This window comes from Tahibacter sp. (genome assembly GCF_035481375.1).
Taxonomy (GTDB): Bacteria; Pseudomonadota; Gammaproteobacteria; order Xanthomonadales; family Rhodanobacteraceae; genus Tahibacter.
The window spans coordinates 1-23,919 of the sequence record NZ_DATIGT010000026.1; the positions used below are offsets into that span (position 1 = coordinate 1).

A 23,919-nucleotide genomic window follows, 5' to 3' on the forward strand; every position below is an offset into this window, starting at 1 on the left:
GCGCCGCGCGGCGAGCGCGCGCCGCGTACGTGGCCCGCCGGCGAATCGCGCCGCGGCGGGCCGGTGCGCGACGGCGGCCATCGCGACAGCACCCGCGATGTCGAGCGCGTGCCGCGTCCGGAAGTCCGGCAGCGCCACGACGAACTGCGCCTGTTCGGCATCAATGCGTGTGCCGCCGCATTCGCGCGGCGTCCGCAGGACGTGCGCAAGGTCTATCTCACGGAGGAACGCATTCCGCAGTTCAAGCGTCTGCTCGCATGGTGCGTGCAGCAGCGGCTCGGCTATCGCGTCGTCGAGGCGGCCGATCTCGCGAAACTCACGGCCAGCCAGCATCACGAAGGCATCTGCCTCGAAATGCTGCGCCAGCCGCCGCTGCCGCTGCGCGAGCTGCTCGCCCGGCTGCCGCCGGCACCGCAGCCGGCCGTGCTCGTGCTGCTCGACGGCGTCGGCAATCCGCACAATTTCGGCGCGGTGCTGCGCAGTGCCGCGAATTTCGGCGTCGCCGGCGTCGTGCTGCCGCCGGATTCGTCGCTGACGCTTTCCGGCGCGGCCTGTCGCGTCGCCGAAGGCGGTGCGGAAGTCGTACCGCTCGCGCGTCCGCAGGGCGGCGAGGACATGCTGGCCGCGCTGCGCGCCGCCGGCTTCACGATCGCCGCGACCGTGCCGCGCGACGGCGTGTCGCTGTACGCCGCAACGCTGCCGGCGCGCACCGCGTTCGTGTTCGGCGCCGAGAACGAAGGCATGAGCGCCGCGCTGATCGCATCGGCGGATCGGCGCCTGACGATCCCGGGGACCGGCGAAGTCGAGAGTCTCAACATCGCCGCGAGCGCGGCCGTGCTGTTCGCCGAACATTACCGCCAGCACGGCGGCGCGGCATGAGCGCGCGGCTCGCGCTCGTCGCGCTGCTCGTGCGCGACTACGACGAAGCGATTGCGTTCTTCACGCAGGCGCTGCGCTTCGAACTCGTCGAAGACAGCGACCGCGGCGGCGGCAAGCGCTGGGTTGTCGTCGCGCCGCCGGGAGGCGGCGCCGGCCTGCTGCTCGCGCGCGCGGCGACGGACGAACAGCGGTTGCAGATCGGCGATCAATCCGGCGGCCGCGTGTTCCTGTTTCTCGAAACCGACGAATTCGACGCGCAGTACGCACACATGCGCGCGCACGGCGTGCGCTTCGCCGAGGAGCCGCGCCACGAGGACTATGGCAGCGTCGTCGTGTTTCTCGATCTCTGCGGCAACAAGTGGGATCTGCTGCAGCGCCGGTAACCGCGAGAAACTCAAGTCGTGTCAGAGATGCCGCGTTTCCGCCGGCGGATTCCACCAGTTGTCGTTGCGGCCGTCGTACCAGGTCATCGGTGCATCGATCAGCGTCTGCGGCGGCACATCGTCGAGGCAGGCGATGTTGATCGAGAAGAACGCGCCGCCGATCTGTTCGACGTAGCCGTCGCTGTAGGCGTGCAGGCCGCAGTGGCGGCAGAAACGATAGGTGCCGGACAGGGTGTTGAACTGGTAGCTCGACAGCGCGTCCTGACCCGAGATCAGCCGGAACTGTTCCGGCTTGATCGTGATTCCCCATTTGCGCAGTTTGCTGCAGATCGAGCAGTTGCAGCGGCCGGTTCCCTGGCTGAAATCGATGTCGGCCTCATAGCGGACCGCGCCGCAGTGGCAGCTGCCGTGGTAGGTCTGCTGGGTCATCGCGTTCTCTCCGTTCGTGCCCCGAAGGGCGGGCCGGCAGAGCATGCCCGACAATGAGGGCACTTTCTGCCCTTATTGTTGCCGGGCGCGCTCCGCGGCCCGGGACGGCGCGAACGGAAGCACGTCGGTCCACGAGCCAGCCGGAAAGCGCAAGGTCTCGAACGTTTCGTCCGGCAGCAGCGAGGCCATCGAAAAGCTGATCACGCACGAGGTCTTGCGCCGGCGCTCGGCGGCGCGCTCGAGCAGCTTCGCGAGTTCGCGTTCACCGGGCTTTTTCGTCGCATAGAGATAGGCGCCGTCGGGACTGACGCGATCGGCACCGCGATCGATCTCGTCGACGATCACGAGCTTCGGCTTCGCCGGCGGTGCGCAATTGCCGATGTTCTGCACGTGGATGCGCGGAAACAGCTCGTTGCCGGCGCGGCTGACGAGCGAGGCGGCGAGGCGCGCGTCGGAGGCCAGCGCGGTGACGTGCAGCTCGATCAGATAGAAGTCGCGATAGGCGATCAGCGTGTGGCGCACGACGCGCGTCGAATGACCGACGATGGTCGAACAGATGCGTTGCCGCGCTTGCAGCTCGCGGCCGTCGTCGAGGTCGATCGTGCGTCGTGTCCAGGGATCGAGACGCACGACCGGTACACCGGCCGCCGTCGCCCCGCGATTGATGTCGAGGCACGAGCCCGCCAGTTGAGCGCCGCGGCTCAACGCCTCGTCTTCGGCCATCTTGCCGAGCGGACGGACCTGGATTTCGAAATCGGTGTCGAGATCGCCGCCGTAGCGATAGACCATGACGGCGCCATTCAGCGGCTCCGGATCGCGCGCGCTGCGCTGCAGTTCGAACTTCCCGGCGCGCCGCGGGAACAGGATCCGCGATTCGCTCACGAGCTGCGTGCGCGCCGCGCGTTCGTCGGCCTCGGCGCGTTCGCGCGACGCTTTCATGGCGGCGTCGGCGGCGTCGGCCGCATCCTGCGCGGCGACTTGCGCCGCGGCACAGAGGCCCAGCGCGCAGCGCGCGGCAAACGAAATCCAGTATGCGGTCATGCACTGTCCAGCGGCGGTCCCGGGTCGACGCGTTGTAGCGCGCCGGCGGACTGCCGCCAAGTCCGTCACCGTGTCGTTGCGGCAGGAAGGCCGCACGACGTCACTCGTCGCCGCCGTCCCGCTTGAACGCGCCCGGCGCCGAACCGAAATCGCCGTCGGCTTCCGCGGCCATGTAGGCCCAGCTCACATAGACCGCGACGATCTGCGCGAGCTGTTCCGGGTCGACCTTGTCGAAGGTGTCGTCGGCGGTGTGGTGGTAGTCGAAGTAGCGCGTGCCGTCGTTGGTCAGGCTCAGCGCGGCCATGCCTTCGGCATGCATCGGGCTCAGGTCGGGACCGCCGTTCGCGCGGCCGCTGCCGCGCTCGACGCCGAGCGGCGCGAGCACCTGCATCATCGCGTCGATGGCCGGCAGGGCTTCGGGCTTCACGCTGGCATTGAGGCGCCAGATGCGGTCGCTGCCGAAATCCGATTCGGAGCCGAGCACATGCTGCGCGACCTCGTTCCTGTGCGCGGCGGCGTAGGCCTTGCCGCCGTAGAGGCCGGCTTCCTCGTTCGCGAACGCGATGACGCGGATGGTGCGCTTCGGTGCCTGCGGCAGGTGACCGATCAGCGCACCCGCGGCCATGCCGATCGTAACGCCGGCGCCGTCGTCGATCGCGCCGGTGCCGAGATCCCAGGAATCGAGATGGCCGCCCATGACGACGACTTCGTCGGGCTTCTCGCTGCCGGTGATTTCGCCGATGACGTTGGCGCCGGTGTAGTCGCCTTCGACGCCGCAATCGAGCTGCAGCTTCATCTGCACGGGCTGGCCGCGGCGCACCGCGGCTTCGATCAGGTCGGCATCGGGATTGGACACCGCGGCGGCCGGAATGCGCTTGCCGTCCGGATCCCACTGCGTGACGCCGGTATGCGGCAGACGATGGCTGTCGGTGCCGGCCGAGCGCAGCACGAACGCCGCGGCGCCGAGCTTCGCCGCGATCGCCGGACCGCGGCTGCGCACCGATGAACCGATGCCGTAGTCGTGACCGTCCTTGTGCGCGCGCATGCGCGCGCTGACGAACACGATCTTGCCTTTGACGTCGTCGCTGTTCGCCGCCTTCAGCGCATCGAGGCTGTCGAAGAACACGATCGGCGCGGTGATGCCGCCCTTGGGCGTGGCCGTCGAATAGCCGAGTGCGGTCACCGCGAGCTGCTGCGCGAACGGCGCCACCAGCGACGCGCTTTCGCTGCGGCGCACCCACTTCGGATACGTGACCGGCTCGGTCCAGACCTTGTCGAAGCCGAGTGCCTTGAACTTCGCGACGGTCCAGTCGCGCGCCTTCTGATCGTTGACGCCGCCGGCGAGACGCGGACCGACCTCGGTCGTCAGCGATTCGAGCAGCGTGTAAGCCTGCCGGTCGGTCAGTGCCTGTTCGCGCAGCGCGATCGCCTGCTTGACCGCCGCCTCCGGCACGGTCGTGATCGTCGCGGCGGACACGCCCGCAGCGAACAGGGCGAACAGGGCACAGGGCAGGGCACGCAGCATCATGGGTGCAGCTCCGAAGGCAAAGCGCCAATGCTGCCATGCGAACCCGTTTCGCGATCTAGGACTATGGTCATGGATTGCGGACTTGCGAGGTAGCCATCCGCCCTTGGATGGGGAGAACCGATAACGACCGCACGCGCGTACCTATAATCCGGGCGCTCTGGGTCCTTGTATCGGTTTCGTTCGGAAGGTGCTGCAATGAGAAGCAGATTCGTGCTCGCCGTCGTGTTGTGCTCTGTTGGCGGAGCGGCGCACTCGCAGAGCTGGGTGCCGCTCGGCAATGACGGCGGTTTCGTCGACTATTTGCTGGTCGACCCTGCAACGCCGGGGCGCCTGTATGCAACCGCCGCAGGTATCGCTGTTTCGGACGATGCCGGACGCCATTGGCGGCCGGCGAATGCCGGACTTCATGCGACGACGGGGTCATACATTGCCGGTCTCGTGGCTGACGCAGACGTTCCGGGGCGCCTGTACGCGATCGATCGCGCGGGGTTGGTCATGCGCAGTGACGACGCAGCGTCGAATTGGGTGCCGACCGGCTATTCGCTGAATCTTCCGCTCGCGGCTTTCGGTAGCAGCCGTCTTCCGATGGCAGACGTACCCGGAAGCGCCACCACGCTGCTTATCACCGATGGCAGGAGCACGATTTACAAGAGTACTGACAGTGGTGCGACATTTTCACCGCTGGCCTATCTGAGCTACACGTATCAATCGATTGTCACGATGGCGGTCGATCCGGCAAATCCGCAGCATATCCTCGTCGGCTTGGGTCTCAGTTCGCAGTCGATGTCAAATCCGACGCTGATACGCAGCACCGACGGCGGCGCGACGTTCCACGGTGTGCAAGGCGGTCCGAGTGTCGGCACGGGATCGAGTATCGTGTTCGTGCCGGGCGGCCCCGTGCTGGCGGTTCTCAACGGCCGCGTTCACGTAAGCGGCGACGGCGGTGCGAGCTGGCAGTCGAGCGGCGTCGTTGCGACGCGTGTGGCCGTGTCGTCGCAGCCCCCGTATGAGGCAGTGGCGATGAATGCAACGAGCTGTCGCCGCTCCGCTGATTTCCTCGCGGGATCTACAGACTGCAGCGACGGCCTGCCGAGTAGCGCAACATATGCGCGATTTACCGATCTCGCGGTCGTGTCCGACGGACCGGAAGCATTCCGTGCCATCTCGACGACGAGCGTCACCGGCGCGCGTGCGATGAGTTCGAGCACGACGAACTGGGTGACGAGCAATTACGGGCTCAATGCCCGGTATATGCGCGGGCTGGCACTGTTCCCAGGTGACGAAAATTCGCTGTTTGCCGGCTACTGGATGGAAACCCCGTTCGAAACAACACCGCTGTTCGAGACTCGCGATAGGGGTGTGAACTGGACATCAATGCTTGGGAGCGGTGCGAAGTTCATAAGAACGGTCGTGATTGATCCGACGAGTGCCGCGCAGCCCACGTCGATGACAGTCTACGCAGGTGGCCTCAGCCACTACATCTCCGGTGCGCCGACACGCGTCAGCCTGTACCGAAGCGACGACGGCGGCAGCAACTGGCTACCGCTCGAGCAGGGCTTGCCGCCTGGTCAACTACCCGGCAGCGTGCAGCGGCTCGCGATCCGTCAGATCACGATCGATCCGCGTTCGTGCACGGTGCCACCGGCACGAGGACGCTGCCGGAGCGGTCCGTTACAGCGCGTGTTTGCGCTTTCGTCCACAGAGGGCTGGCGCGTGATTCGCAGCGACCTGCGGGGCGACCAGTGGATAAGCGCCGATGCCGCCGACGGCGGATTGCCGATTCATACGGACGACGGCAACGTTTACGAGTCAATCGCTCCGGTCGACCTCGAAGTAACGGCTGACGGCGAAGTGTTTCTGTCCACGTTGCATCAGGCGGATGCTGAAGACGGTTCGCCGGTCCAGCCAGTGATGGCGAGTGGAGTTTTCCGCAGTACCGACGGAGGTCTGCACTGGCAGCAGCGCAGCAATGGATTGCCGTTGTTGCCTGGCGCAACGCAGACGTATCCGGACGTGACGGCCATCGCTTCGCATCCGCGTCGCGCCGGTGTGCTGTGGGCTGCCGTCGCGGACGATGCCGAGCCTTCCCGTCTTTACAAGACGCTCGATGGCGGCGCGACGTGGTTCGCAACGAGTCCGGTGTTGTCCGGCTGCCGCATTCTCGATCTTCAAGTTGATACGTCGGCGCCGGATCTTGTCTACGCGGCCGGCTCCGGAGTCGGATTTTCATCAGCCTGCGTCTACCGCAGCGAAGACGGCGGGGCAACGTGGCATCGTATCGGCGGCAATTCGCCGTTCCGCGCGATCAGTGACGTGCGATGGAACGAGAACGCGCAGCAGCGGCTGGTCGTCACGACGGATCTCGGCGTGTGGGAACTCAGCGACGCGCCGGACAAGATCTTCATAGACCGCTTCGACGACTGACCGCGCCGCAGCAGATACCTGCCCGCCAGCCAAGTAATTTCTGCAACATCGCCACCGGCTGTCCACGCAGCCATGGCGCTACGATGACCGCCGTAGTCATTCGGGGAGATGACGATGGCATCGGGCTGGCGGTGGATGTCGGTGTTCGCGATGGGTGTGGCGGTGGCCGGCTGTACGGCGCAGCCGCGGTTCGCCGGGGAGTACGAGCGCGAAGGCGCGGGCCGCGGCGCGGCGGAATACCTGCGTGAAGAGCGCGCCGGGCAGCGCGAACGCGTGTCCGGTGCGCTCGAACGCGCGCAGTTGTTCGCGGCGCGGCGTCTGCCGGCCGGCGAGACGGAATTGCAACCGGCGCGCTGGTTCCGCGCCGAGCAGCAGATGAAGGCGATGCGCCGTCATCTGCCGGGCGGCGACGGCAATCCGCTGAATGCGAAGGCGCAACCGCAGTGGCAGTGGCTCGGGCCGGCCAACGCGACGGGCCGCACGCGCACGCTCGAATTCGATCCGCGCAATCCGGACGTGATGTATGCGGGCGGCGTGTCGGGCGGGGTCTGGAAATCCGCCGACGCGGGTGCGAGCTGGCAGCCGCTGTCCGACGACGCGGTGAACCTCAACATCGGCGCGCTCGCGATCGATCCGGAGCGCCCGGACACGCTGTATGCGGGCACCGGCGAGCTGTATCGCGACAGCGGCATGCCGTGGTCGCCGATGAGCGGCTCGGGGATTCTCAAGAGCGTCGACGGCGGCGTCGCCTGGAGTCCGCTGCTCGCGACGCAGAATGCCGACTTCCGCTATGTCAGCGACATCGTGTTCAGTCCGCGCGATTCGCGGCGCCTGTACGCGGCGACGAACAGCGGCATCTGGCGATCGCGCGACGGCGGCGCGACGTTCGAACGCCTGCTGCGACCGGCCGATGCGAACGACCAGCGTCGTTACGAAGGCTGCACCGACCTCGCGATCCGCAACGACACCGAGCACGACTGGCTGCTCGCGACCTGCGCGTCGCGCTCGATCGCCGATCGCTACTGGCTGCCGGGCACGGTCACGCCGCCGGCCTGCGGCGGGCCGTGTCCCGCGGCGATATTCCTGAACACCGATGCAGGCAACGCCGGCCAGTGGGAAACCGTGCTGTCCGAAGCCGGGCAGGGCCGCACGCAGATCGACATCCACCGCGCCGACCAGCGCGTGATCTATGCGGTCGCGGCGAGCATCGCGCCGGGTTTCGACCGCAGCGGCGACGGCGTCGGCGACTATGAGAACGGACTGCACGCGCTGTGGCGTTCCGAGGACGGCGGCCGCACCTGGGAGGCGCGGCTGCGCAACGACTCGGCCGACCTGCTGTCGGCGAGCCTGTTCCAATTCCATTTCGCGGTGAGGCCGACGGTCTGCGGCGATCCCTCGCAGCCGGATTTCTATGCGGCCGGCTGGTACAACAACGCGATCGCAGCCGATCCGCTCGACCGCGACACGGTCTGGGTCGGCGGCATGACGCTGTTCCGGTCCAGCGACGGCGGCCGCCGCTTCGGGCTCGCGAGCTACTACTTCGCGCCCGACGATTCCTACGTGCATCCGGACCAGCACCGGATCCGCTTTCATCCGCGCTACGATGGCGCGGCGAACCAGCGCCTGTTCAGCGCGCACGACGGCGGCATCGCGGTGACCGACAACGCGCGCGCGCCCGTCGGCATCGGTGACGCGGGACTCTGCGCGGCGCCGGCCAGCGAGCGCGTGCGCTGGCGCGACACGAGCCGCGGCATGGGCACGACGCAGTTCTACGCCGGCGCCGTATTCCCGGACGGCCGGCGCTACATGGGCGGCACGCAGGACAACGGCACCTGGCTCGGCGGCGACGACACCGGCGCGTTCGCCTGGCGCCACGTCTACGGCGGAGACGGCGGCTTCGCCGCGGTCAATCCGGTCAACACGAACGTGCTCTATGCGAGCGCGCAGTACATCTCGATGGGCAAGTCGGTCAACGGCGGGCAGACCTTCGCCGGCGCGACGCAGGGTCTCAGCGACCAGACGATCTTCATCATGCCCTACCTGATCGATCCGAACGCGCCGGACCGGCTCTGGGCCGCGGGCACGCGGCTCTGGCGCACCGACAACGCTGCGTCGACCTGGCGTCCCGTGAGCGCGCGCTTCGGCACGGACTTCTTCAGCCGCAGCTCGGCCGTCGCGGTCGCGCCCGGCAATTCCAACCGGATGCTCGTCGGCAACCGCAACGCGATCTTCCGCAGCGACGCGGCGCTGTCGAGCACGACGACGACGGCCTGGGCGTCGGCCTCGCCGCGCGACGGCTGGGTGTCGCGGCTCGCGTTCGATCCGGTCGACACGAACATCGCGTATGCAACATATTCCACGTTTGGCGGAGTCCACGTCTGGAAATCGACCGACGCCGGCGCGAACTGGCAGCCGCTCGACGGCAGCGGCGACGGCGCATTGCCCGACGTGCCCGTGCACGCGATCGCGATCAATCCGTTGAACACGCGCGAAATCTACCTCGGCACGGATCTGGGGCTGTTCGTCTCGCTCGACGGCGGCGCGCACTGGGCGGTCGAGAACAGCGGCTACGCGAACGTCATCACCGAAGACCTGAAACTCGTGACGCCGCCCGGCGGACCGCCGCAACTGTTCGCGTTCACCTACGGCCGCGGCGTCTGGCGCGTGAATCTCGGCGATTTCGACGGCGAGCCCGACTACCGCATCGACACGCGCGTCGCCGGCATGTGGTGGAACCCGCAGTCCGACGGACACGGCCTGATGCTCGAACCCGTCGTCATCGACGGCGTGACGCACGTCGTGGCGAGCTGGTTCGTCTACGCCGACGGCGATCCCCTCTGGATGATCGGCGTGGGCCGCGCCGACGGCGGGCGCGTGCGCGTGCCGGTCACGGCGAGCCGCGGCGCGAGCTTCCCGCCGAATTTCCGCGCGGCGGACGTGCAGCAATATGCCTGGGGCGAACTCGATCTCGAGTTCCGCTCGCCGACGCAGGCGACCTTGCGCTGGACCAGCACGCTGCCGGGCTTCGGCAGCGGCGAGCTGCCGATCGAATCGCTGGTCGCCGCGGCCTCGCCGGCCGACGACGCGCCCGGTGCCGGCATACGTGCCTGCCACAGCGGCAACTGGTTCCAGCCGGCGCAGAGCGGCCATGGTTTCTTCCTGCATGTGTTCGGCAGCGGCGACGCGCGCCAGCTCGTCGCGGTCTGGTACGTGTTCGATGGCGGCAAGCCGCTGTTCCTCGTCGGCGCCGGACCGGTCACCGGCGACTCGGCGACCTTGCAGCTCGGCATCACGCGCGGCCCGGATTTTCCGCCGGACTATCGCGTCGCCGATCTCGATCGCCGCGTCTGGGGCACCGCGACGTTCCGCTTCACCGGTGCGAACGCGGCGGAGGTCGAATGGACGCCGCAGCTCGCGGGCTATACGGCGGGGCGGCTCGATCTCGTGCGGTTGACGGAACAGCTGGGACGAACCTGCGCGCCGTAGGGCGCAATAACCGAAGGGCATTGCGCCGAGTCCGTCTCGCGGCTCGCTGCCGGGTCGTCGGCGAAAGACGCGGTGCACGCACCTTTTGCTTTTTGCTTTTACGTGTGCGCGGGAAAGACGGCGCAATGCGCGGGAAGACGGCGCAATGCCCTTCGGTTATTGCGGCCGTACGCAAAGGGTTTCGCGTCGGGGGATGGCGCAATGCCCTTCGGTTATTGCGCCCTACGTGGCGGTGGGGTGTTCGCGAGGCGCTTGCACAATGCGTCGAGCGTGACGCCTTCGTTGGCGGCGTGCACGCCGTGGGTGCTGAGTTTCGGCGCGTCGTCGCGGCCACCATGGTGTACGCCGATCACGTTCCAGTCGTCGTCGAACACGGGACTGCCCGAGCTGCCCGGCTCGGTCGCGGTGCGGTAATGGAACAGGCGAGGCAGCCAGTCGACATCGATGATCGTGCTGTTCTTCGTCGAGATCTGCAGGTCGCGGCCATTCGGATGGCCGATCACGAACGCCGACGTCGCCTGTGCCGCCAGGCGGCGCTGCACGCGCAGTCCGCGAGCGCGCGGCGGCTGTTCGTCGAGCCGCACGATCGTGATGTCGAGACGTTCGTACCGGCCTAGCACGATGCCGATGTCGCCGGGGCGCGAGGAGAACAGCACTTCGGCGACGCCGTAATGCTTGCCGGGCCGGCGCCCGGCGATCGCTTCGCTCGTGAACGCGATCCAGGCATCGTGCGGATGCAGCGCGCCGGCGACGGTTTCGCTGATGACGTGCGCATTCGTCACGAAGACGAGTTCGGCCGGTGCGTCGGGCCAGAGGCTGCGGCGATCGACGAGAAAGCCCGTGCCGACGCGACGCCCCGTCGTCGTGCAGACGCAGCCGATCGACTCGCAGATCTGCGCGATGCGCGCGAGATCGAGACCGGTGTCGTTGCAGAAGTTCCGCTCGTAGGCCGTGTCGATCTCGCGCAGGTCGTTGATCTGCGCGGCGTCGAACGCGACCGTGCCGGTCGTGGCATGGCCGTGCTCGAGCAGGCGCGACGCAAGCCGCGCGGCGCAGCCGTCGTCGGGCCGCAGCGCGTCGCCCTGCCAGATCTCGCGCAGCTGACGCGCGTACGCGGCGAGCTGGAACGCCGTCGTGCGCGGATGTTCCAGCAGCCGCTGCAGCCAGTGCTGCGCCGCGTCGCAGGCGTCGCCGAGCGCGAGGCAGGCTTCCGAAAGCGTCGCGATATGCCACGGCGTGTCGTCGTCGTCGGTCCCGGCGAGTTGCGGTTGCAGCATCGCAATGAGCGCGCGCGCTTCGTCTGCCATGTCCGCGGGCGGCGGCGTGGCCGCATCACGTGCGCGCCGCAGACGCAGCGCGATCGCATTGATGCGCAGCCATGGATTCCGCGGGGCGTCGCGCAGCGCATCGTCGTAGCGGCGCACGGCTTCGTCGAGCAGCGCGCGGACGCCGGTGTCGCCGGGCGCACACGGCCCGGCCGCGCGCACGAAGCGGTCCTTCGCCACGCGCGCGGACAAGCCGAGCAGTTCGACGACGGCACCTCGGTCCGCATCGTCCCGCGCCGTCCGTCGCGCTCGCTCGATCGCAACCGCGAGGTGTGCCTCGGCTTCGTCGAGCCCGCCGCAATCGATCAGCGCCTGCGCGTAGTGCGTGTCGAGCACCGCATCGGAGCGGCCGCCATTCGCACGCCACGCCGCAATGAGTTCTCCGGTGAGGCGGTAGCGGCGGTTCGCATTGAGCACGCGCGCCGCGGCGCGTATCGGTTCGTCGCCGCGGGCGTCCGGCGATGCGTTCGCGGTCGCGCCCAACTGCGCGACGGCGGCCGCAATGATCCACTCGGCTTCGGCGACCCATTGCCCGCGGCGCAATGCGTCGGCGACGGCAGCCGCGCGTACCGCTTGTTCATCCATGTCCCTTCCTCGCGTCCGATCGCGCGTCGTTGCGCGGATCGAAGTGTGGACATGGGGAAAGCGTTCTCTCAGATCTCTTCGAGACGCCGCCGCATCGTGCGGTAGCGTTCGGACAGCCGCATCAACGCGGCGGGCTGTTCTTCAGCAGATCGCGTATCTCGGTCAGCAGCACGACTTCGGGCGCCGGCGCTGCCGGTACTTCCTCCTGCTTGCGCATGAGCCGGTTCATGAGCTTCACGACGAGAAAGATCGCGAGCGCGACGATCGCGAACTGGATGATCGTGTTGAGGAACGCGCCGAACTGGATCGCGACTTCGCCCTTGCCGTCGGGGCCGGCCGCCTGAAGTATCCATCTGTACGCGGAAAAATCGACGCCGCCGATCAGGAGGCCGATCGGCGGCATGATCATCTGGTCGACGAGCGACGTGACGATCTTGCCGAACGCCGCACCGATGACGACGCCGACGGCGAGGTCGATCACATTGCCGCGCATCGCGAATGCCTTGAACTCGTTGAAGAAGCTCATAGTCAGGTCTCCTTAGGGTTGCGCTGGAAGGCGGCGGCCCGCCGCTCGCGGGAGTTGTACACGAAAGACGTGGCGTGCGTCGCCGGATGTGCGACGTGTTGCACCAGTGCGTCTGCGAGAAGGAAATAGTGGACAGGAGTGTGAAAAGAGAGGGCGGCGGCGGAAGACGTCCTCCGGTCCGACGTCGGGAAGAGGGTAAGAAACGTCAGCAAAGCGGGCTGCTCGATGTTCGCGATTGCTGCCGGTTGCCGCGAAGATCGGCGCACCTTGCTCGCTGGTGTTTCCCCCTCACCCGACCCTCTCTCCGAGCGGGCACGGGGGAGAGCGCCTTGGGCCGCGTTCGTATTCGAGTGAGCCGATCCATTTGCCACAATTGCACTCTTTCCTCACTCCTTCCACTCACTCTCCCGCTGTTACACGATCCGTCCCCTGAGCGAAGCCACGCCGCCGAGCGTGGCCTCGAACGAGTCGCCGCGGACGAGGGCGGCGACGCCGGCGGGGGTGCCGGTGAAGATCAGGTCGCCCGGCGCGAGTTCGAACAGTTTGGACAGTTCGTGGATGATCTCGGCGGTGTTGAAGATCATCTCGCTGATGTCGCTGTTCTGGCGCGGCTCGCCGTTGACGAGCAGCGACAGCGTCGCGTGCTGCGGGTGCGCGCCGGCGTGGACCGGGCGCAGCGTCGAGACCGGTGCCGACGCGTCGAAGCCCTTGGCCACGTCCCAGGGCAGGCTCTTGGCCTTGGCCACGGCCTGCAGGTCGCGGCGCGTGAGGTCGAGGCCGACGCCGTAGCCGAACACGTGGTCGAGCGCGGCATCGACCGGAATGTTCCGGCCGCCGCTCTTCAGCGCGACCACCATTTCCACTTCGTGATGCAGGTCGGCTGTCGCGCTCGGATACGGCACGTCGCGGCCGTCGGTGACGACCGCGTCGGCGGGCTTCAGGAAGAACGTCGGCTGCGTGCGATTGACCTCGGCGCCCATCTCCTTGGCATGGTCGGCGTAGTTGCGGCCGACGCAATAGATGCGATGCACCGGAAAGCGCTGCTCGCTGTCGAGCACGGGCACGCTGGCGACGGGCGGGACGGGAATCACGAAGCTCATGGCAACCTCGGCAGGACACAGGTCAGGGGCGGGCGCCCGGCCATGCGCGGCGGGCGTCCGGCAGAACGACGAGCATAGCAATGCGCCACCGCACCCGCGCTATAGTCCGCCGCATGAGCGCTCGTGCCACGGATGCCGCAGAAGCCCGCACTCTCGAACGTTGCGCCGCGCTCGACGCGCGACTCGTCGCGGCGATACGCGGTATCCGCCTGCTGCAGATCGTCAGCTGGCCGGCCTCGGCGCAGCACCGCTTCATCGAGAACTGGCAGCGCGGCGAGCGCAGCCTGCCCGACGTGCGCTATGCGCCGCCGGACCTCGGTGCCGAGCGCGACGAACTCATCGCGATCGGCCGCGAAGCCGACGCCGGGCATCCGGTCGGCGACTATCTGCGCCGCAGCGCCGAATCCTGGCGCATCGCGACCGACCTGCTGCAGGCCGTCGGCAGCACGGCCGTCACCGAGCACTCGACGCGGCTCTACGGCCGCCCCGGCGACCGGCTGCCGGGTTCGGAGCTGACCAATCTCGACGCCGCGCGGCATTTCATCGGACTTGCCGGCGAACTCGATCAGGAAATCCTCGCGAGCGATGCCGACTACTGCATTCCGGCCGAAACGCTGCAGGCCGAACTGCAGGCGCAGCTCGACGGGTTCTTCCACTCGCACAAGATCCAGGTCGAGATCGATCCCGACCTGATTGCGAAGGCCGCCGCAGGACCGACACGGATCCGATTGCGCTCGGCGACCTGTTTTTCCGAGTACGACCGCCATCAGCTCGTCGAGCACGAGGCGTTCGTGCATTCCTTGACCGGCCTCAACGGCCGCGAGCAGCCGCACCTCAAATCGCTGGGCCGTTCCTCGCCGCGCGTGACCGCGACGCAGGAGGGGCTCGCCGTGTTCGCCGAGCTCATGTCGGGCTCGATCGACATCGAACGCATGAAGCGCATTTCGCTGCGCATCGTCGCGATCGACATGGCGCTGTCGGGCGCCGACTTCATCGACGTGTTCCGCTATTTCCTCGACGCCGGCCAGACTGAATCGGACAGCTTCGCCTCGACCCAGCGCGTGTTCCGCGGCGTGCCGGTGCAGGGCGGCGCGGCGTTCACGAAGGACAACGTCTACCTGCACGGCCTGCTGACCGTGCACACGTTCTTCCGCTGGACCCTGAAGCACCGCCGCCTGAACCTGTCGCGCGCGCTGTTCGCCGGCAAGATGGCGCTGCACGACGTGATCGCGCTCGAGCCGTACTTCGAGTCGGGCTACATCGCCCAGCCGCTGTACCTGCCGCCCTGGGTCCAGCGCGCGAACGGCCTGGCCGGCATGCTCGCGTTCTCGCTGTTCGCCAATCACATCCGGATCGGGTCGGTCGAAGCCGGCGACCTCGTGCTCGGTGTCTGACCGGGCGCGACATTCCCTACCGCCCAACTGCAAAGAAATGTGACCGCCGATCCGTGCGCGGCCATGCGCGCTAGTCTTGCCCGCGTTCGCATCCGTCGGTCTGCCGGCGGATGCCAATGTTCACCCGCTTCCGCCGCCTCCGGCGGAAGTCGTTGTTCACCCGCTTCCGCCGCCTCCGGCGGAAGTCGTTGTTCACCAGGGGGAGCAGGCGCAGTCCGAGAGCTGCGCATGGGCCCGGACACGGCGACCAGGATGGTTGCCGTGTCGCTTATCCGGCCCGCCCCGCCCGGTCATTTCCCGCGACGTTCCTGCCGGTCCGATCCGACCCGTTGCACGGCGTCGTGCGCGAGGCCTTCGACGACTGCGTCGAGCTCCGCGAGCGCGGGTGTCGTTCCGTGTTTCGCGACGAGTTTCGCGACCGCGCGCTCGTAGCGTTGCGCCCCGTCGGGGCGTTCGATCTGTTCATAGCTGAAACCGAGGTGTTCCTGCGCATCGTCGGCGGCGCCGTCGACGATCGTCAGCGGCACGGTCAGCAGCACGTAGCTGCGGCCGTCGTCGCTGAGTCCCTGGAACACGTAGCTCACGCGTCGCGAGGTTGCGAAGCCGACATCGGGCACGAACTGCGTGACCACGCGAATGCCGCGGCCGCCTTGGAAGCGCAGCGCGCGCCGCTCCACGGTGAACTGCGGGCTCATGTCGAGGAACGGGATCATTGGCCAGTGAGCGACCGCGCCGGGCGGGCCGGCGAGCCAGCGGCGCAGCGCGTCGAATTCCTTGGCCACGTGGCCGCCCGGCTTCCGGCCGTCGTCGAAGATGCGCAGATAGTCGGCGACCGGAAACACGCGCAGCGATGCGTCCAGCAGGTCGGGTCCGCCGTAGCACGCGCGCAGATCGAAACGCAGGTGCGCGGGCATGTCGTAATAGTGAGGCTTGAGCACCCGCATCGGATCGCGTGCGAGCGCGGCACGCGCCTGCGCGTCGTAGGTCGGTTGCGCGTCGATGCGTTCAACGTGCGGCGTGCAGCCGCGAGGCGGCCGCAGCGACCAGCCGTCGCGTCCGATCGTCGCGGCGGCGAGCGGTTCGGCCAGCAGCGCGACGAAGCCCGTCGCGATCACCGCCGTCAGCGACCGGATTCCGGCATTCATGCGTTCGTCCCCGTCGCGAAAGCGCAAAGTATAGGCACGGCGTCTACACTCGCCGGCGACCTCCAGACGCGGCCTTGGCGACCATGTTCAGTCAGCGCATCGAGCACGCACGGTTCAAGCAACTCCGCCGCGGTCTGTTCTCGTACTCCGGCATCGTGGTATTGGCCGGGCAGCGCGACATACCGGTCCACATCGCAGGGCGCAGCGCCCGGAACCTCGAACGCGCCGCCGCCGAACTCGCGCCGCTGTTCGACGATTTCTACGCCGCCGTCGCTCCGGCCACGTCGGAATTCTTCGCCGGGTACGACGCCGTTCGCGATGCCGTCCGCGACGGCGAAGTGACGCTCGCGGAACTCGGCGGATCGCTGCCGGAACTGCGCGAGTCCGCGGAAATCTGGCGGCACCTCGTGCTCGAACGCATCGACATCGAGCCGAAACGCACGACGCCGCTGCGGCTGTCGTTCCGCGCACCGTGGGACATCGAGCACGACTACGGCATCTATCTCGCCGGCGGGCGGATGTCGTATGCGGGTGTCAGCGTCTGAAGTGCGGAACTACTCGAATCCGTCCGCAAACACGCGATCGCCGCGGCGGCGCGCAAGTAGCTCCAAATACACTTCAAGATTCGTATACCCGGCGGTGCCGAGCAGCGGTTGAGACAGTTGCAGGCCGTTGTTGTCGGCCGCGCCATTGCTCAGGCCCAGCGCGGCGTGCTGCAGCTCGAACGCATCGGGCAGGCCGTCGGCATCGCTGTCGACGGGCGCGGGCGGCGGCGCGCCGGGGCTGAAGTCGAGCGTGAAGGCGTCGTTCGCGGCCGGTTGGTCGTGCGGCAGCGGTGGTATCGCGCCGGCCGTTGCCGAGGCGGCGTAGCGGCGGTCCATGGCATCGTGCGGCTGCGCGCCGGCATCGAGCGGCAGGTAGCGCTGCAGTCGGTCGCCGCGGTGATAGGTCACGAGCGGAAACGCATGCCGTTCGATGCGCCGCTGTGCCGAGCCGAGGTCGGTGTTGCCGGCGGGGCCCGGCGGGAAATCGTTGCAGCAGTAGAACAGCGCGTAGTCGGCCAGCGGTGCGAATCGGTCGATGCGGTTGTCGGCGATGTAGAGCGTGTTTTCGCTGGGCGGATCGCCGTCGTCGGTGTCGAGCAGCGCGAAGGCTGCAAGGCCGTAGCTGAAGCCGCTGCGTGTCACGAAGCGATTGCCGACGAGATTGAGCTGCACGCGGAACGGACCGTTCTCGCGCTCGGCGTCGACCCAGGGGCCGTAGTCGACGAAATAGCCCGGGTCGAGGTAGAGGTTGTTGCTGACTTCGAGCCGCAGCGGCACGTTCCGGCACGCGCTGATATCGCGCGGCGGCAGGTCGTCGGGCGAACTCGATTCGCAGGTGATCTCGGGCAGGCGGCCCTTGATGCGATACCAGAGGTTGCGCAGCAGGCTGATGCCGTCGAGCGGATATGTCGTGTTCGAATAGTTCAGCAGCGCACCGCCGTAGGTCGCGTGATCGCCGACGGTCTCGGCGATGACCGAATCCTGCAGCGTGATCTGCGAGGCCCAGCTCAGCTGCACGGCTTCGTCGCTCGCGTTGGCGAGCGACACGTGATCGAGCATCGCGCGGCGGATGCCGTCGAGACGCAGCGCATCGTCGGCGCCGGGACAGTCGCCGGGCGGGCTCAGATGACAGGCCGGGCGCGAGCGCAGATGACGCACGACGAGGTTGTCGCAGTTCACGCCGCCGTAGTGCGTGCCGCAGACGAGACCGCGCACGGTGATGCCGCCGGGCGAGGTCTGGCCGGCGATCGTCACGTCGCCCGCGCGCACGGTCGCGATCCCGTCGATGATGCCGCTGACGGCGAACAGCACGGTGCGCGGACCGCTCTGGCGCAGCGCCCAGTTCAGCGAGCCGGCATTGCCGCCGCCGTTCGCGCCGGCCGGATCGGCCGCGAGCGTCGTCACGTAGAGCACGCGGCCGCCGCGGCCGCCGCTCGCGGCCGCGCCGAACCCTTCGGCGCCGGGAAACGCGGGCAACACGTGCGCCGGCGCGGGCAACGCGGCGCCGATCAGAAGTACCGCAGCGAGACGACGAGCAGCGTGCATGACTTCCCCCGACGCTTCCGCGTTCGATCCATGCAAGCGCAGGACCGGACCCGCGCAGGACACGCGGTTCAGCGGCTGTCGCCGAACCAGCGCAGCGTCGCGGTGAACGCGGTCGGGAAAATGCTGTTGTGGGTCTCGTCGTCCACGACACGCGCGCGCAGCCGGTCGGCGGGCAGTCCCTGCGCGATCAGCGCGGCTTCCAGGCGGCGCAGGTCCGAGGCCATGACCGGATTCTCGAGTCCGCCGGCGGCGAGGAACACCTGCGCCGCGGCGGCATCGAAGCGCGGTCTGCGATGAGGCGGAAGATCACGCCGCCGTCGTACCAGAGCGACGGGCCGATCAGCATGTAGCGCGCGAACGCCTGCGGCCGCGTCGCGAGCAGGTAGGCGCCGGACAGGCCGCCGTAGGAATGGCCGACGTAACTCGCACGAGCGAGATCGAGCGGATGGCGCGCCGCCGGCGCGAGCGACAGCAGGACGGCAAGCACGCGGGCCAGAGGCGCATGCGGCGATTCCGAAGGCGATGCGCGATGGTAGTCCTGCCGCCGAGGCCTGCCATTTCTGTCCGCTCATCGCGCAGTGCGTCACGAAATGTCCGCAGGCCTCTGGTATCGTCGCCGCTTCCCCATGCCCAGGCCGCAGCCTCGCAGGAGATCGTGCGTGATCGCAGATAGCTCCCGCCGCTGCCGCCATCGTGCGCCGCCGACCCTGCGTTTCGACCGTCGCCGTCGAATGCATTCGCGCGGTCGCCGCGTCGCGCAATGCGCGCGCGCCCGTGCTGCCATCCCGGCGACACCCGGCTGCAACGTGCGGTCGTTATATGTCCCGGTTTTTGCGCCAGCGGGCGCTTTTGGGAGGTCACTATGCGTAAGACGCGGAGTGGGGCGGGGGCCCTTGCCGCGGCGTTCGGCATCTTGTCGGGCGTCGCACTGAGCAGCACGGCTTACGCCGTCAGTCCGGATCATCACGAATTCGAAGCGACGCTCGAAGCGCCGTATCGCGGCGAACGCGGCGACGCGCGCGAGTTCGTCCTGCATTTCGCGTTTCCCGATGCGACCGACCCGGCCGCGGTGGCCTGGCGTCTGGCGATCGAGGACGAAAACGGCGCGCCGGTGCAGTCGTGGTACGGCGAAGCGCCGTTCTACGGCAAGCCCATCGACGTCCGCGTGGCCTGGGACGGCCGCGACGCCGTGCGCCGCGCGCTCGCGAGCGGCCACTATCGCGTGCGGCTGACCGCGGCGACCGGCGAGCCGCTGCTGCTGCGCACGCGCGAAGGCGACCTCGGGCAGCGCGTCGAGCAGGCACTGGCCGCGGCCGATCACGCGATCGCGCAGACCTGGGACATCGAGGTCGGCGCTCCGCAAAAACCCGTGATGCCCGCGTTCGCGGGACTCGCGGTCGGCGCGGCCGGCGAAGCGCAGCACAAGAGCGCGCCGGCCACCGGCTCGCTGCCGTATACGGTGTATTTCGGCAACCTGCACAGCCAGACCAACGATTCCGACGGCGGCGGCGCGATCGGCTCGTGCACGTCGTCGCAGGCCGCGCAGAGCGGCGCGTTCGGACCGTCGGCCGCGTTTCCGTATGCGCGCGACCGCGGTCTCGATTTCCTGATGACCTCCGAGCACAACCACTATTTCGACGGTTCGTCCTCGACCAACACCTCGGCGAGTCCGACGACCGCGCGCAACCGCTATGCCGCGGGACGCACCGCGGCGAGCAGCTTCAACACGGGCAACCCCGGCTTCCTCGCGCTCTACGGCATGGAGTGGGGCGTGATCTCCGGCGGTGGCCATCTCAACATCATCAACGGCAACCTGCTCGCGAACTGGGAAACGAACAGCTCCGGCCAGCTGATCGGCGACGTCAATACGCCGAAAAGCAACTATGCGTCGCTGTATACGACGATGAAAAGTCGCGGTTGGGTCGGCCAGTTCAATCATCCGGACACCAGCGACCAGTTTCCGGTCAGCGGCACGGTCATGGGCTACAGCGCCGACGGCGACGAAGTCATGGTTGCCGCGGAAATCCTGAATACCTCGGCGTTCTCGGCCAACACGACCGAAACCGAAACCGGCCGCAGCACCTACGAAGGTGCGTTCAACAAGCTGCTCGAACGCGGTTTCCACATCGCGCCGACGAGCAACCAGGACAATCACTGCGCAAACTGGGGTGCGTCGTACACGAACCGCACCGGCGTGCTGCTGCCGACCGGCACGACGCTGACCGAAGCGAACTTCGTCGCCGCGCTGAAGGCGCGCCGCGTGTTCGCGACCATGGACAAGAATTCGCAGCTGATCCTGACCGCGAACGGCCGCGTCATGGGCGAACGCTTCACGAACAGCGGCGCGCTGAACCTCGTGGCCAATTTTTCCAACAGTGCCGGCCGCACCGCGTCGCAGGTGCGCATCTATGAAGGCGTGCCGGGCCGCAACGGCACGGTCACGCAGCTCGCGACGACCGCGAACATAACAATCACGCCGTCCACCGGCGCGCATTTCTACTACGCCAAGGTCACGCAGGACGACGGCAAGATCCTCTGGTCGGCGCCGGTCTGGGTCACGCAGGGCACGGGCGGCGGCGACACGACGCCGCCGACGGTGTCGGCCTCGGTCAGCGGCAGCAGCGGCTCGATCAGCCTCACCGCGAACGCCTCGGACAACGTCGGCGTCACGCGCGTCGATTTCCTCGTCGACGGCACGCTCAAGGGCAGCGACAGCAGTTCGCCGTATGCGCTGAGCCTCGATTCGACGACGCTGTCCAACGGCACGCACAGCCTCGTCGCGCGCGCGTTCGACGCGGCCGGCAACAGCCGCGATTCCACGGCTGTTTCCTTCAGCGTGAGCAACGGCGGCACGACGCCGGTCGAGCGCATCGTCAACGGCGGCTTCGAGTCGGGCAGCAGTTCGTGGACCGCAACCTCGGGCGTGATCACGAGCGACTCGGGCGTCTCGGCGCACGGCGGCAGCTGGAAGGCGTGGCTCAACGGCTACGGCAGCGCGCACACCGACACGGTCTATCAGTCGGTCGCGATTCCGTCGACGGCGGCCCAGGCGACGCTGACGTTCTGGCTCGACGTGACGACCGACGAGACCACGACGACGCAGGCGTGGGACACGCTGACGGTCGAGCTGCGCGATACGAGCAACGCGCTGATCACGACGCTCGCCACCTATTCGAACCTCAACGCCCCGGGCGGCTATTCGCAGAAGTCGTTCAACGTCGCGGCGTACAAGGGCCGCACCGTGCGCGTGTACTTCAAGGGCGTCGAAGGCTCGCAGGTGGCGACGTCGTTCATCGTCGACGACGTGAGTCTCGTCACGCAGTAAAGCGGGAATTGGGAATCGTAAGAACGGAGCGAACGGCTGATCCCGCAGCGGGCAGGTCTTCGCTCCACGATTGCCGATTCCCGATTCCCGGCCTTCAAGGCACCCAATTCGCCGCCTCGGCGCGCTGCTGCGCGCTGAGGTCGGCGCCGATGCGGTTGAGCAGCGCCTGCGCGAGCGGCGACTGCTGCGCGGCAGGGTTGGCGCGCAGATAGACGTTGAGCCAGCGATACGCCTGCAGCGGATCGTTGCCGATCGCCGCGACGAGCGGTCGTGATGCATTGCCGCCGCCGTCGAGTTCGCGCGGCCTGTCGATCGCGTAGGCGATACCGAGCGCGAGCGCCGCTTCGGCGTCGCCGCGCACCGCGCGTTCGTAGACCATCGCCGGCGCGCGCCGCGCCCAGTCGATCGCCTGCTCGGTATCGCGGCTGTAGCCCGCCGCGAACGGCGGATCGTTGATGAATTTCCAGAAATCCTTGTCCGTGCCCAGGCGCGCGGCGAGCTCGCCGAACGCATAGCGCACCTGCGGCGGCTGCGGCACGTAGCCGCGGCATTCGTCGAGCAGCCGCTGCTGCGCGCTGGCGAGCGCGCTGCTGCGCTGTGCGTCGTCCTCGATCTGCGCGGCTGCGCTGACATCGGTCGCGACGCCCGACAGGCGCGAGCGGCCCGAGCGCGCCGCGCGTGCGAATCCCGGCGTCGGCAGCGTCGCGCCGGCGTCCGGCGTGAACGGCATCATCGCGTAGCAGCGCGCATCGCGTTCCAGCCATTCGGCGGCCGCGGCGGCGTCGCCGCGCTCGGCGCGCTGGCGCAGTTCGTCGAGCAGCGACACCCCGCTTTTCTGCGCCGGCGGCAGCGGCGGCGTCGGCAGTCCCGCGGCGCGCGCGAGCAGCGGATGCGCCGTGCCCGACGTGCTCGCACGCACGCGCGGCGTGCGTGGCGCCGAGGTGTTCTGCGCGGCGGTCGATTCCGGTGCGTCGTCCGATGTCGTTACCGACACGGGCGCCGCCGTCGAGGTCTCCGTCGGATAGCGCGTGAATCCATAGCCGCAGGCGAGACCGAGCGCGGCGGCGATCAGGGCGGGCAGTCGGCGCATCAGCGGCTCCCGGCGCGGCGGATGTTGCCGCACAACGAATTGTCGGGCGTCGGTCCGGAAACCGGCGGCTGGAAACGGATGCGCGATCGCGCCGCGGCGGCCCAGGCGTCGGCGCGCGCGACCTGTTCGGCGTTCAGCCGCGCGGCGTGGCTGCGCACGATCTCGGACCAGCGCGCGGACTGGTCCGCCGACAAGGTCTGCTGCGCGATCACCGCATAGGCGTAGGCCCAGTACGGATCGTCGCCGAGGCGTTCGCTCCACGGGCGCGCGTCGCGCGGCGCCCAGGCCGAATACATGTTCGACAGCACGGCCGCGGCTTCGGGCAGGCCGCCTTCGAACGCCTGACGTACCAGCGCCGGCGATTCCGCATTCCAGCGTTCGGCCCAGTCGACCCATTCCGGCGACAGTACATCGCGATTCCATTCGTTCGGCGCGATCGCGTAGCAGAGCTGTGCCTCGGCATCGCCGGCGAGCGCCGCCTCGCGTATCCATTCGGAACTTTTAGCCAATGTTTCCGGCTTCACGCCTTCGCAGCGTGCCTGTGCGGCGACCGCGTTCTCGAGAAAACGTTCGGCTGCGTTGAGGCGCCGGTCGGCGAATTCGGGACTGTTGACGTCGACGCCTTCGCCGCGCGGACCGGCGCCCGGCCCCGGACCGGGCATGCGGTCGGGGCCGCCTCGACCACGGCCGCCGCGACCGCCGCGCTCGGAGCGATCGAGCAGGCGTTCGGCCATGTCGAGCTGGCGATCGCGCGTCGCGCATTCGTAGAGATCGTCGGCGAGCCGGCGCGCCGCGGCGCCGTCGCCTTCGGCCGCGCGTTTCGCAAGTTCGTCGTAGTACAGCGTGATCGGCTGATCGCGCGGCGGCAGTGGCGCGGCGGGCGGCGCAGCGGTGCGCGGTTCAGCCGGAACTGCCGCGGCCGCGGCGGATCCCTTCTCGGGCACGCTCGCGGCGCTGCTGCGTTCGTCAGCAGTCCCGACGCCGCCGCTTGCCGGCGTCTCCGGCGTGGCGGACGTCCAGCGCGCGATCGCGTGGCCTGCGGCGAGCCCGCCGATGAAGCACGCTGCGATCACTGCCGTCATGCCGCGTCCGTTCGCTGTTGCCATCGTCAGGGTCCATGTCCGTTGCCGGTCGATCATGCCAAGCCGCACCAACGCAGACGAGACCTG

19 protein-coding genes are annotated in these 23,919 nt (G+C 68.3%); 7 read left to right on the forward strand and 12 right to left on the reverse strand.

The genetic code is table 11. The features are described from left to right. Nucleotides 1-63 precede the first annotated feature (63 nt). Together VLF18_RS01580 and VLF18_RS01585 are read left to right on the forward strand one after the other, a co-directional pair. Nucleotides 64-879, forward strand: a complete 816-nt coding sequence (locus VLF18_RS01580; RefSeq protein WP_414717172.1) for a TrmH family RNA methyltransferase — start codon at nucleotides 64-66, stop codon at nucleotides 877-879. Beyond that, nucleotides 876-1,262, forward strand: coding sequence for a VOC family protein (locus tag VLF18_RS01585; RefSeq protein WP_325277860.1), 387 nt, complete (start codon nucleotides 876-878; stop codon nucleotides 1,260-1,262). The genes VLF18_RS01580 and VLF18_RS01585 overlap by 4 nt, the downstream gene beginning before the upstream one ends. Nucleotides 1,263-1,283: 21 nt before the next feature. Here VLF18_RS01585 and VLF18_RS01590 read toward each other — a convergent pair whose 3' ends face one another. From VLF18_RS01590 to VLF18_RS01600, 3 genes are all read right to left on the reverse strand, one after another. Then, nucleotides 1,284-1,691, reverse strand: a complete 408-nt coding sequence (locus VLF18_RS01590; RefSeq protein WP_325277861.1) for a GFA family protein — start codon at nucleotides 1,689-1,691, stop codon at nucleotides 1,284-1,286. 72 nt (nucleotides 1,692-1,763) lie between these two features. Next, complete coding sequence (locus VLF18_RS01595) at nucleotides 1,764-2,732, reverse strand: hypothetical protein (RefSeq protein WP_325277862.1); 969 nt, start codon at nucleotides 2,730-2,732, stop codon at nucleotides 1,764-1,766. A 100-nt stretch (nucleotides 2,733-2,832) separates the two neighbouring features. Next, on the reverse strand, nucleotides 2,833-4,260 hold the full coding sequence (locus VLF18_RS01600; protein ID WP_325277863.1) for a M28 family peptidase: 1,428 nt from the start codon (nucleotides 4,258-4,260) through the stop codon (nucleotides 2,833-2,835). A 210-nt stretch (nucleotides 4,261-4,470) separates the two neighbouring features. Here VLF18_RS01600 and VLF18_RS01605 point away from each other — a divergent pair, with 210 nt between their 5' ends. Next, nucleotides 4,471-6,684 (forward strand): hypothetical protein, encoded by a 2,214-nt coding sequence (locus VLF18_RS01605; protein ID WP_325277864.1) that lies wholly within the window; start codon nucleotides 4,471-4,473, stop codon nucleotides 6,682-6,684. A 114-nt stretch (nucleotides 6,685-6,798) separates the two neighbouring features. Then, a complete protein-coding gene (locus VLF18_RS01610; protein ID WP_325277865.1) occupies nucleotides 6,799-10,170 on the forward strand; it encodes a hypothetical protein in 3,372 nt (1,123 codons plus the stop codon). A gap of 212 nt (nucleotides 10,171-10,382) precedes the next feature. On the opposite strand, the gene VLF18_RS01615 is transcribed toward VLF18_RS01610, so the two are convergent. The 3 genes from VLF18_RS01615 to VLF18_RS01625 all read right to left on the reverse strand — a co-directional run bounded on the left by VLF18_RS01615 (nucleotide 10,383) and on the right by VLF18_RS01625 (nucleotide 13,706). Then, nucleotides 10,383-12,080 (reverse strand): serine protease, encoded by a 1,698-nt coding sequence (locus VLF18_RS01615; protein WP_325277866.1) that lies wholly within the window; start codon nucleotides 12,078-12,080, stop codon nucleotides 10,383-10,385. 121 nt (nucleotides 12,081-12,201) lie between these two features. Next, entirely contained in the window at nucleotides 12,202-12,606 is a 405-nt protein-coding gene (gene mscL / locus VLF18_RS01620) for a large-conductance mechanosensitive channel protein MscL (RefSeq protein ID WP_325277867.1), read from the reverse strand. 413 nt (nucleotides 12,607-13,019) lie between these two features. After that, nucleotides 13,020-13,706: a fumarylacetoacetate hydrolase family protein gene (locus tag VLF18_RS01625; protein ID WP_325277868.1), complete on the reverse strand. Its 687-nt coding sequence runs from the start codon at nucleotides 13,704-13,706 to the stop codon at nucleotides 13,020-13,022. Between the two features lie 113 nt (nucleotides 13,707-13,819). Here VLF18_RS01625 and VLF18_RS01630 point away from each other — a divergent pair, with 113 nt between their 5' ends. Continuing rightward, nucleotides 13,820-15,100, forward strand: a complete 1,281-nt coding sequence (locus VLF18_RS01630; RefSeq protein ID WP_325277869.1) for a flavohemoglobin expression-modulating QEGLA motif protein — start codon at nucleotides 13,820-13,822, stop codon at nucleotides 15,098-15,100. 290 nt (nucleotides 15,101-15,390) lie between these two features. On the opposite strand, the gene VLF18_RS01635 is transcribed toward VLF18_RS01630, so the two are convergent. Continuing rightward, nucleotides 15,391-16,245, reverse strand: a complete 855-nt coding sequence (locus VLF18_RS01635; protein WP_325277870.1) for a hypothetical protein — start codon at nucleotides 16,243-16,245, stop codon at nucleotides 15,391-15,393. A gap of 83 nt (nucleotides 16,246-16,328) precedes the next feature. On the opposite strand from VLF18_RS01635, the gene VLF18_RS01640 reads away from it, so the two are divergent. Then, nucleotides 16,329-16,790, forward strand: coding sequence for a DUF6985 domain-containing protein (locus tag VLF18_RS01640; protein ID WP_325277871.1), 462 nt, complete (start codon nucleotides 16,329-16,331; stop codon nucleotides 16,788-16,790). Nucleotides 16,791-16,799: 9 nt separating this feature from the next. Here VLF18_RS01640 and VLF18_RS01645 read toward each other — a convergent pair whose 3' ends face one another. The 3 genes from VLF18_RS01645 to VLF18_RS01655 all read right to left on the reverse strand — a co-directional run bounded on the left by VLF18_RS01645 (nucleotide 16,800) and on the right by VLF18_RS01655 (nucleotide 18,822). Beyond that, nucleotides 16,800-18,335, reverse strand: a complete 1,536-nt coding sequence (locus VLF18_RS01645) for a hypothetical protein (protein WP_325277872.1) — start codon at nucleotides 18,333-18,335, stop codon at nucleotides 16,800-16,802. 68 nt (nucleotides 18,336-18,403) lie between these two features. Further along, the gene (locus VLF18_RS01650) at nucleotides 18,404-18,559 is read right to left on the reverse strand and encodes a hypothetical protein (RefSeq protein WP_325277873.1); all 156 of its coding nucleotides are present in this window, start codon (nucleotides 18,557-18,559) and stop codon (nucleotides 18,404-18,406) included. Continuing rightward, entirely contained in the window at nucleotides 18,523-18,822 is a 300-nt protein-coding gene (locus VLF18_RS01655) for a hypothetical protein (RefSeq protein ID WP_325277874.1), read from the reverse strand. Before VLF18_RS01655 ends, VLF18_RS01650 begins: the two co-directional genes overlap by 37 nt. Nucleotides 18,823-19,197: 375 nt before the next feature. Between VLF18_RS01655 and VLF18_RS01660 the strand changes: the two genes are divergently transcribed. Continuing rightward, on the forward strand, nucleotides 19,198-21,660 hold the full coding sequence (locus VLF18_RS01660) for a CehA/McbA family metallohydrolase (protein WP_325277875.1): 2,463 nt from the start codon (nucleotides 19,198-19,200) through the stop codon (nucleotides 21,658-21,660). Between the two features lie 94 nt (nucleotides 21,661-21,754). Here VLF18_RS01660 and VLF18_RS01665 read toward each other — a convergent pair whose 3' ends face one another. Next, nucleotides 21,755-22,750 carry a hypothetical protein gene (locus VLF18_RS01665; protein ID WP_325277876.1) on the reverse strand — a complete coding sequence of 332 codons (996 nt, stop codon included), beginning with the start codon at nucleotides 22,748-22,750 and terminating at the stop codon, nucleotides 21,755-21,757. Beyond that, the gene (locus VLF18_RS01670; RefSeq protein WP_325277877.1) at nucleotides 22,750-23,832 is read right to left on the reverse strand and encodes a hypothetical protein; all 1,083 of its coding nucleotides are present in this window, start codon (nucleotides 23,830-23,832) and stop codon (nucleotides 22,750-22,752) included. Before VLF18_RS01670 ends, VLF18_RS01665 begins: the two co-directional genes overlap by 1 nt. Nucleotides 23,833-23,919 lie beyond the last annotated feature (87 nt).

Excerpts from the sequence above, each read along its gene's own strand:
- VLF18_RS01635 (WP_325277870.1), bottom strand. The coding sequence starts at position 16,245 with ATGAATGCCGGAATCCGGTCGCTGACGGCGGTGATCGCGACGGGCTTC.
- mscL (WP_325277867.1), bottom strand. The coding sequence starts at position 12,606 with ATGAGCTTCTTCAACGAGTTCAAGGCATTCGCGATGCGCGGCAATGTG.
- VLF18_RS01640 (WP_325277871.1), top strand. The coding sequence starts at position 16,329 with ATGTTCAGTCAGCGCATCGAGCACGCACGGTTCAAGCAACTCCGCCGC.
- VLF18_RS01595 (WP_325277862.1), bottom strand. The coding sequence starts at position 2,732 with ATGACCGCATACTGGATTTCGTTTGCCGCGCGCTGCGCGCTGGGCCTC.
- VLF18_RS01600 (WP_325277863.1), bottom strand. The coding sequence starts at position 4,260 with ATGATGCTGCGTGCCCTGCCCTGTGCCCTGTTCGCCCTGTTCGCTGCG.
- VLF18_RS01625 (WP_325277868.1), bottom strand. The coding sequence starts at position 13,706 with ATGAGCTTCGTGATTCCCGTCCCGCCCGTCGCCAGCGTGCCCGTGCTC.
- VLF18_RS01645 (WP_325277872.1), bottom strand. The coding sequence starts at position 18,335 with ATGCACGCTGCTCGTCGTCTCGCTGCGGTACTTCTGATCGGCGCCGCG.
- VLF18_RS01585 (WP_325277860.1), top strand. The coding sequence starts at position 876 with ATGAGCGCGCGGCTCGCGCTCGTCGCGCTGCTCGTGCGCGACTACGAC.
- VLF18_RS01610 (WP_325277865.1), top strand. The coding sequence starts at position 6,799 with ATGGCATCGGGCTGGCGGTGGATGTCGGTGTTCGCGATGGGTGTGGCG.
- VLF18_RS01590 (WP_325277861.1), bottom strand. The coding sequence starts at position 1,691 with ATGACCCAGCAGACCTACCACGGCAGCTGCCACTGCGGCGCGGTCCGC.
- VLF18_RS01615 (WP_325277866.1), bottom strand. The coding sequence starts at position 12,080 with ATGGATGAACAAGCGGTACGCGCGGCTGCCGTCGCCGACGCATTGCGC.
- VLF18_RS01650 (WP_325277873.1), bottom strand. The coding sequence starts at position 18,559 with ATGGCCTCGGACCTGCGCCGCCTGGAAGCCGCGCTGATCGCGCAGGGA.
- VLF18_RS01660 (WP_325277875.1), top strand. The coding sequence starts at position 19,198 with ATGCGTAAGACGCGGAGTGGGGCGGGGGCCCTTGCCGCGGCGTTCGGC.
- VLF18_RS01630 (WP_325277869.1), top strand. The coding sequence starts at position 13,820 with ATGAGCGCTCGTGCCACGGATGCCGCAGAAGCCCGCACTCTCGAACGT.
- VLF18_RS01670 (WP_325277877.1), bottom strand. The coding sequence starts at position 23,832 with ATGACGGCAGTGATCGCAGCGTGCTTCATCGGCGGGCTCGCCGCAGGC.
- VLF18_RS01665 (WP_325277876.1), bottom strand. The coding sequence starts at position 22,750 with ATGCGCCGACTGCCCGCCCTGATCGCCGCCGCGCTCGGTCTCGCCTGC.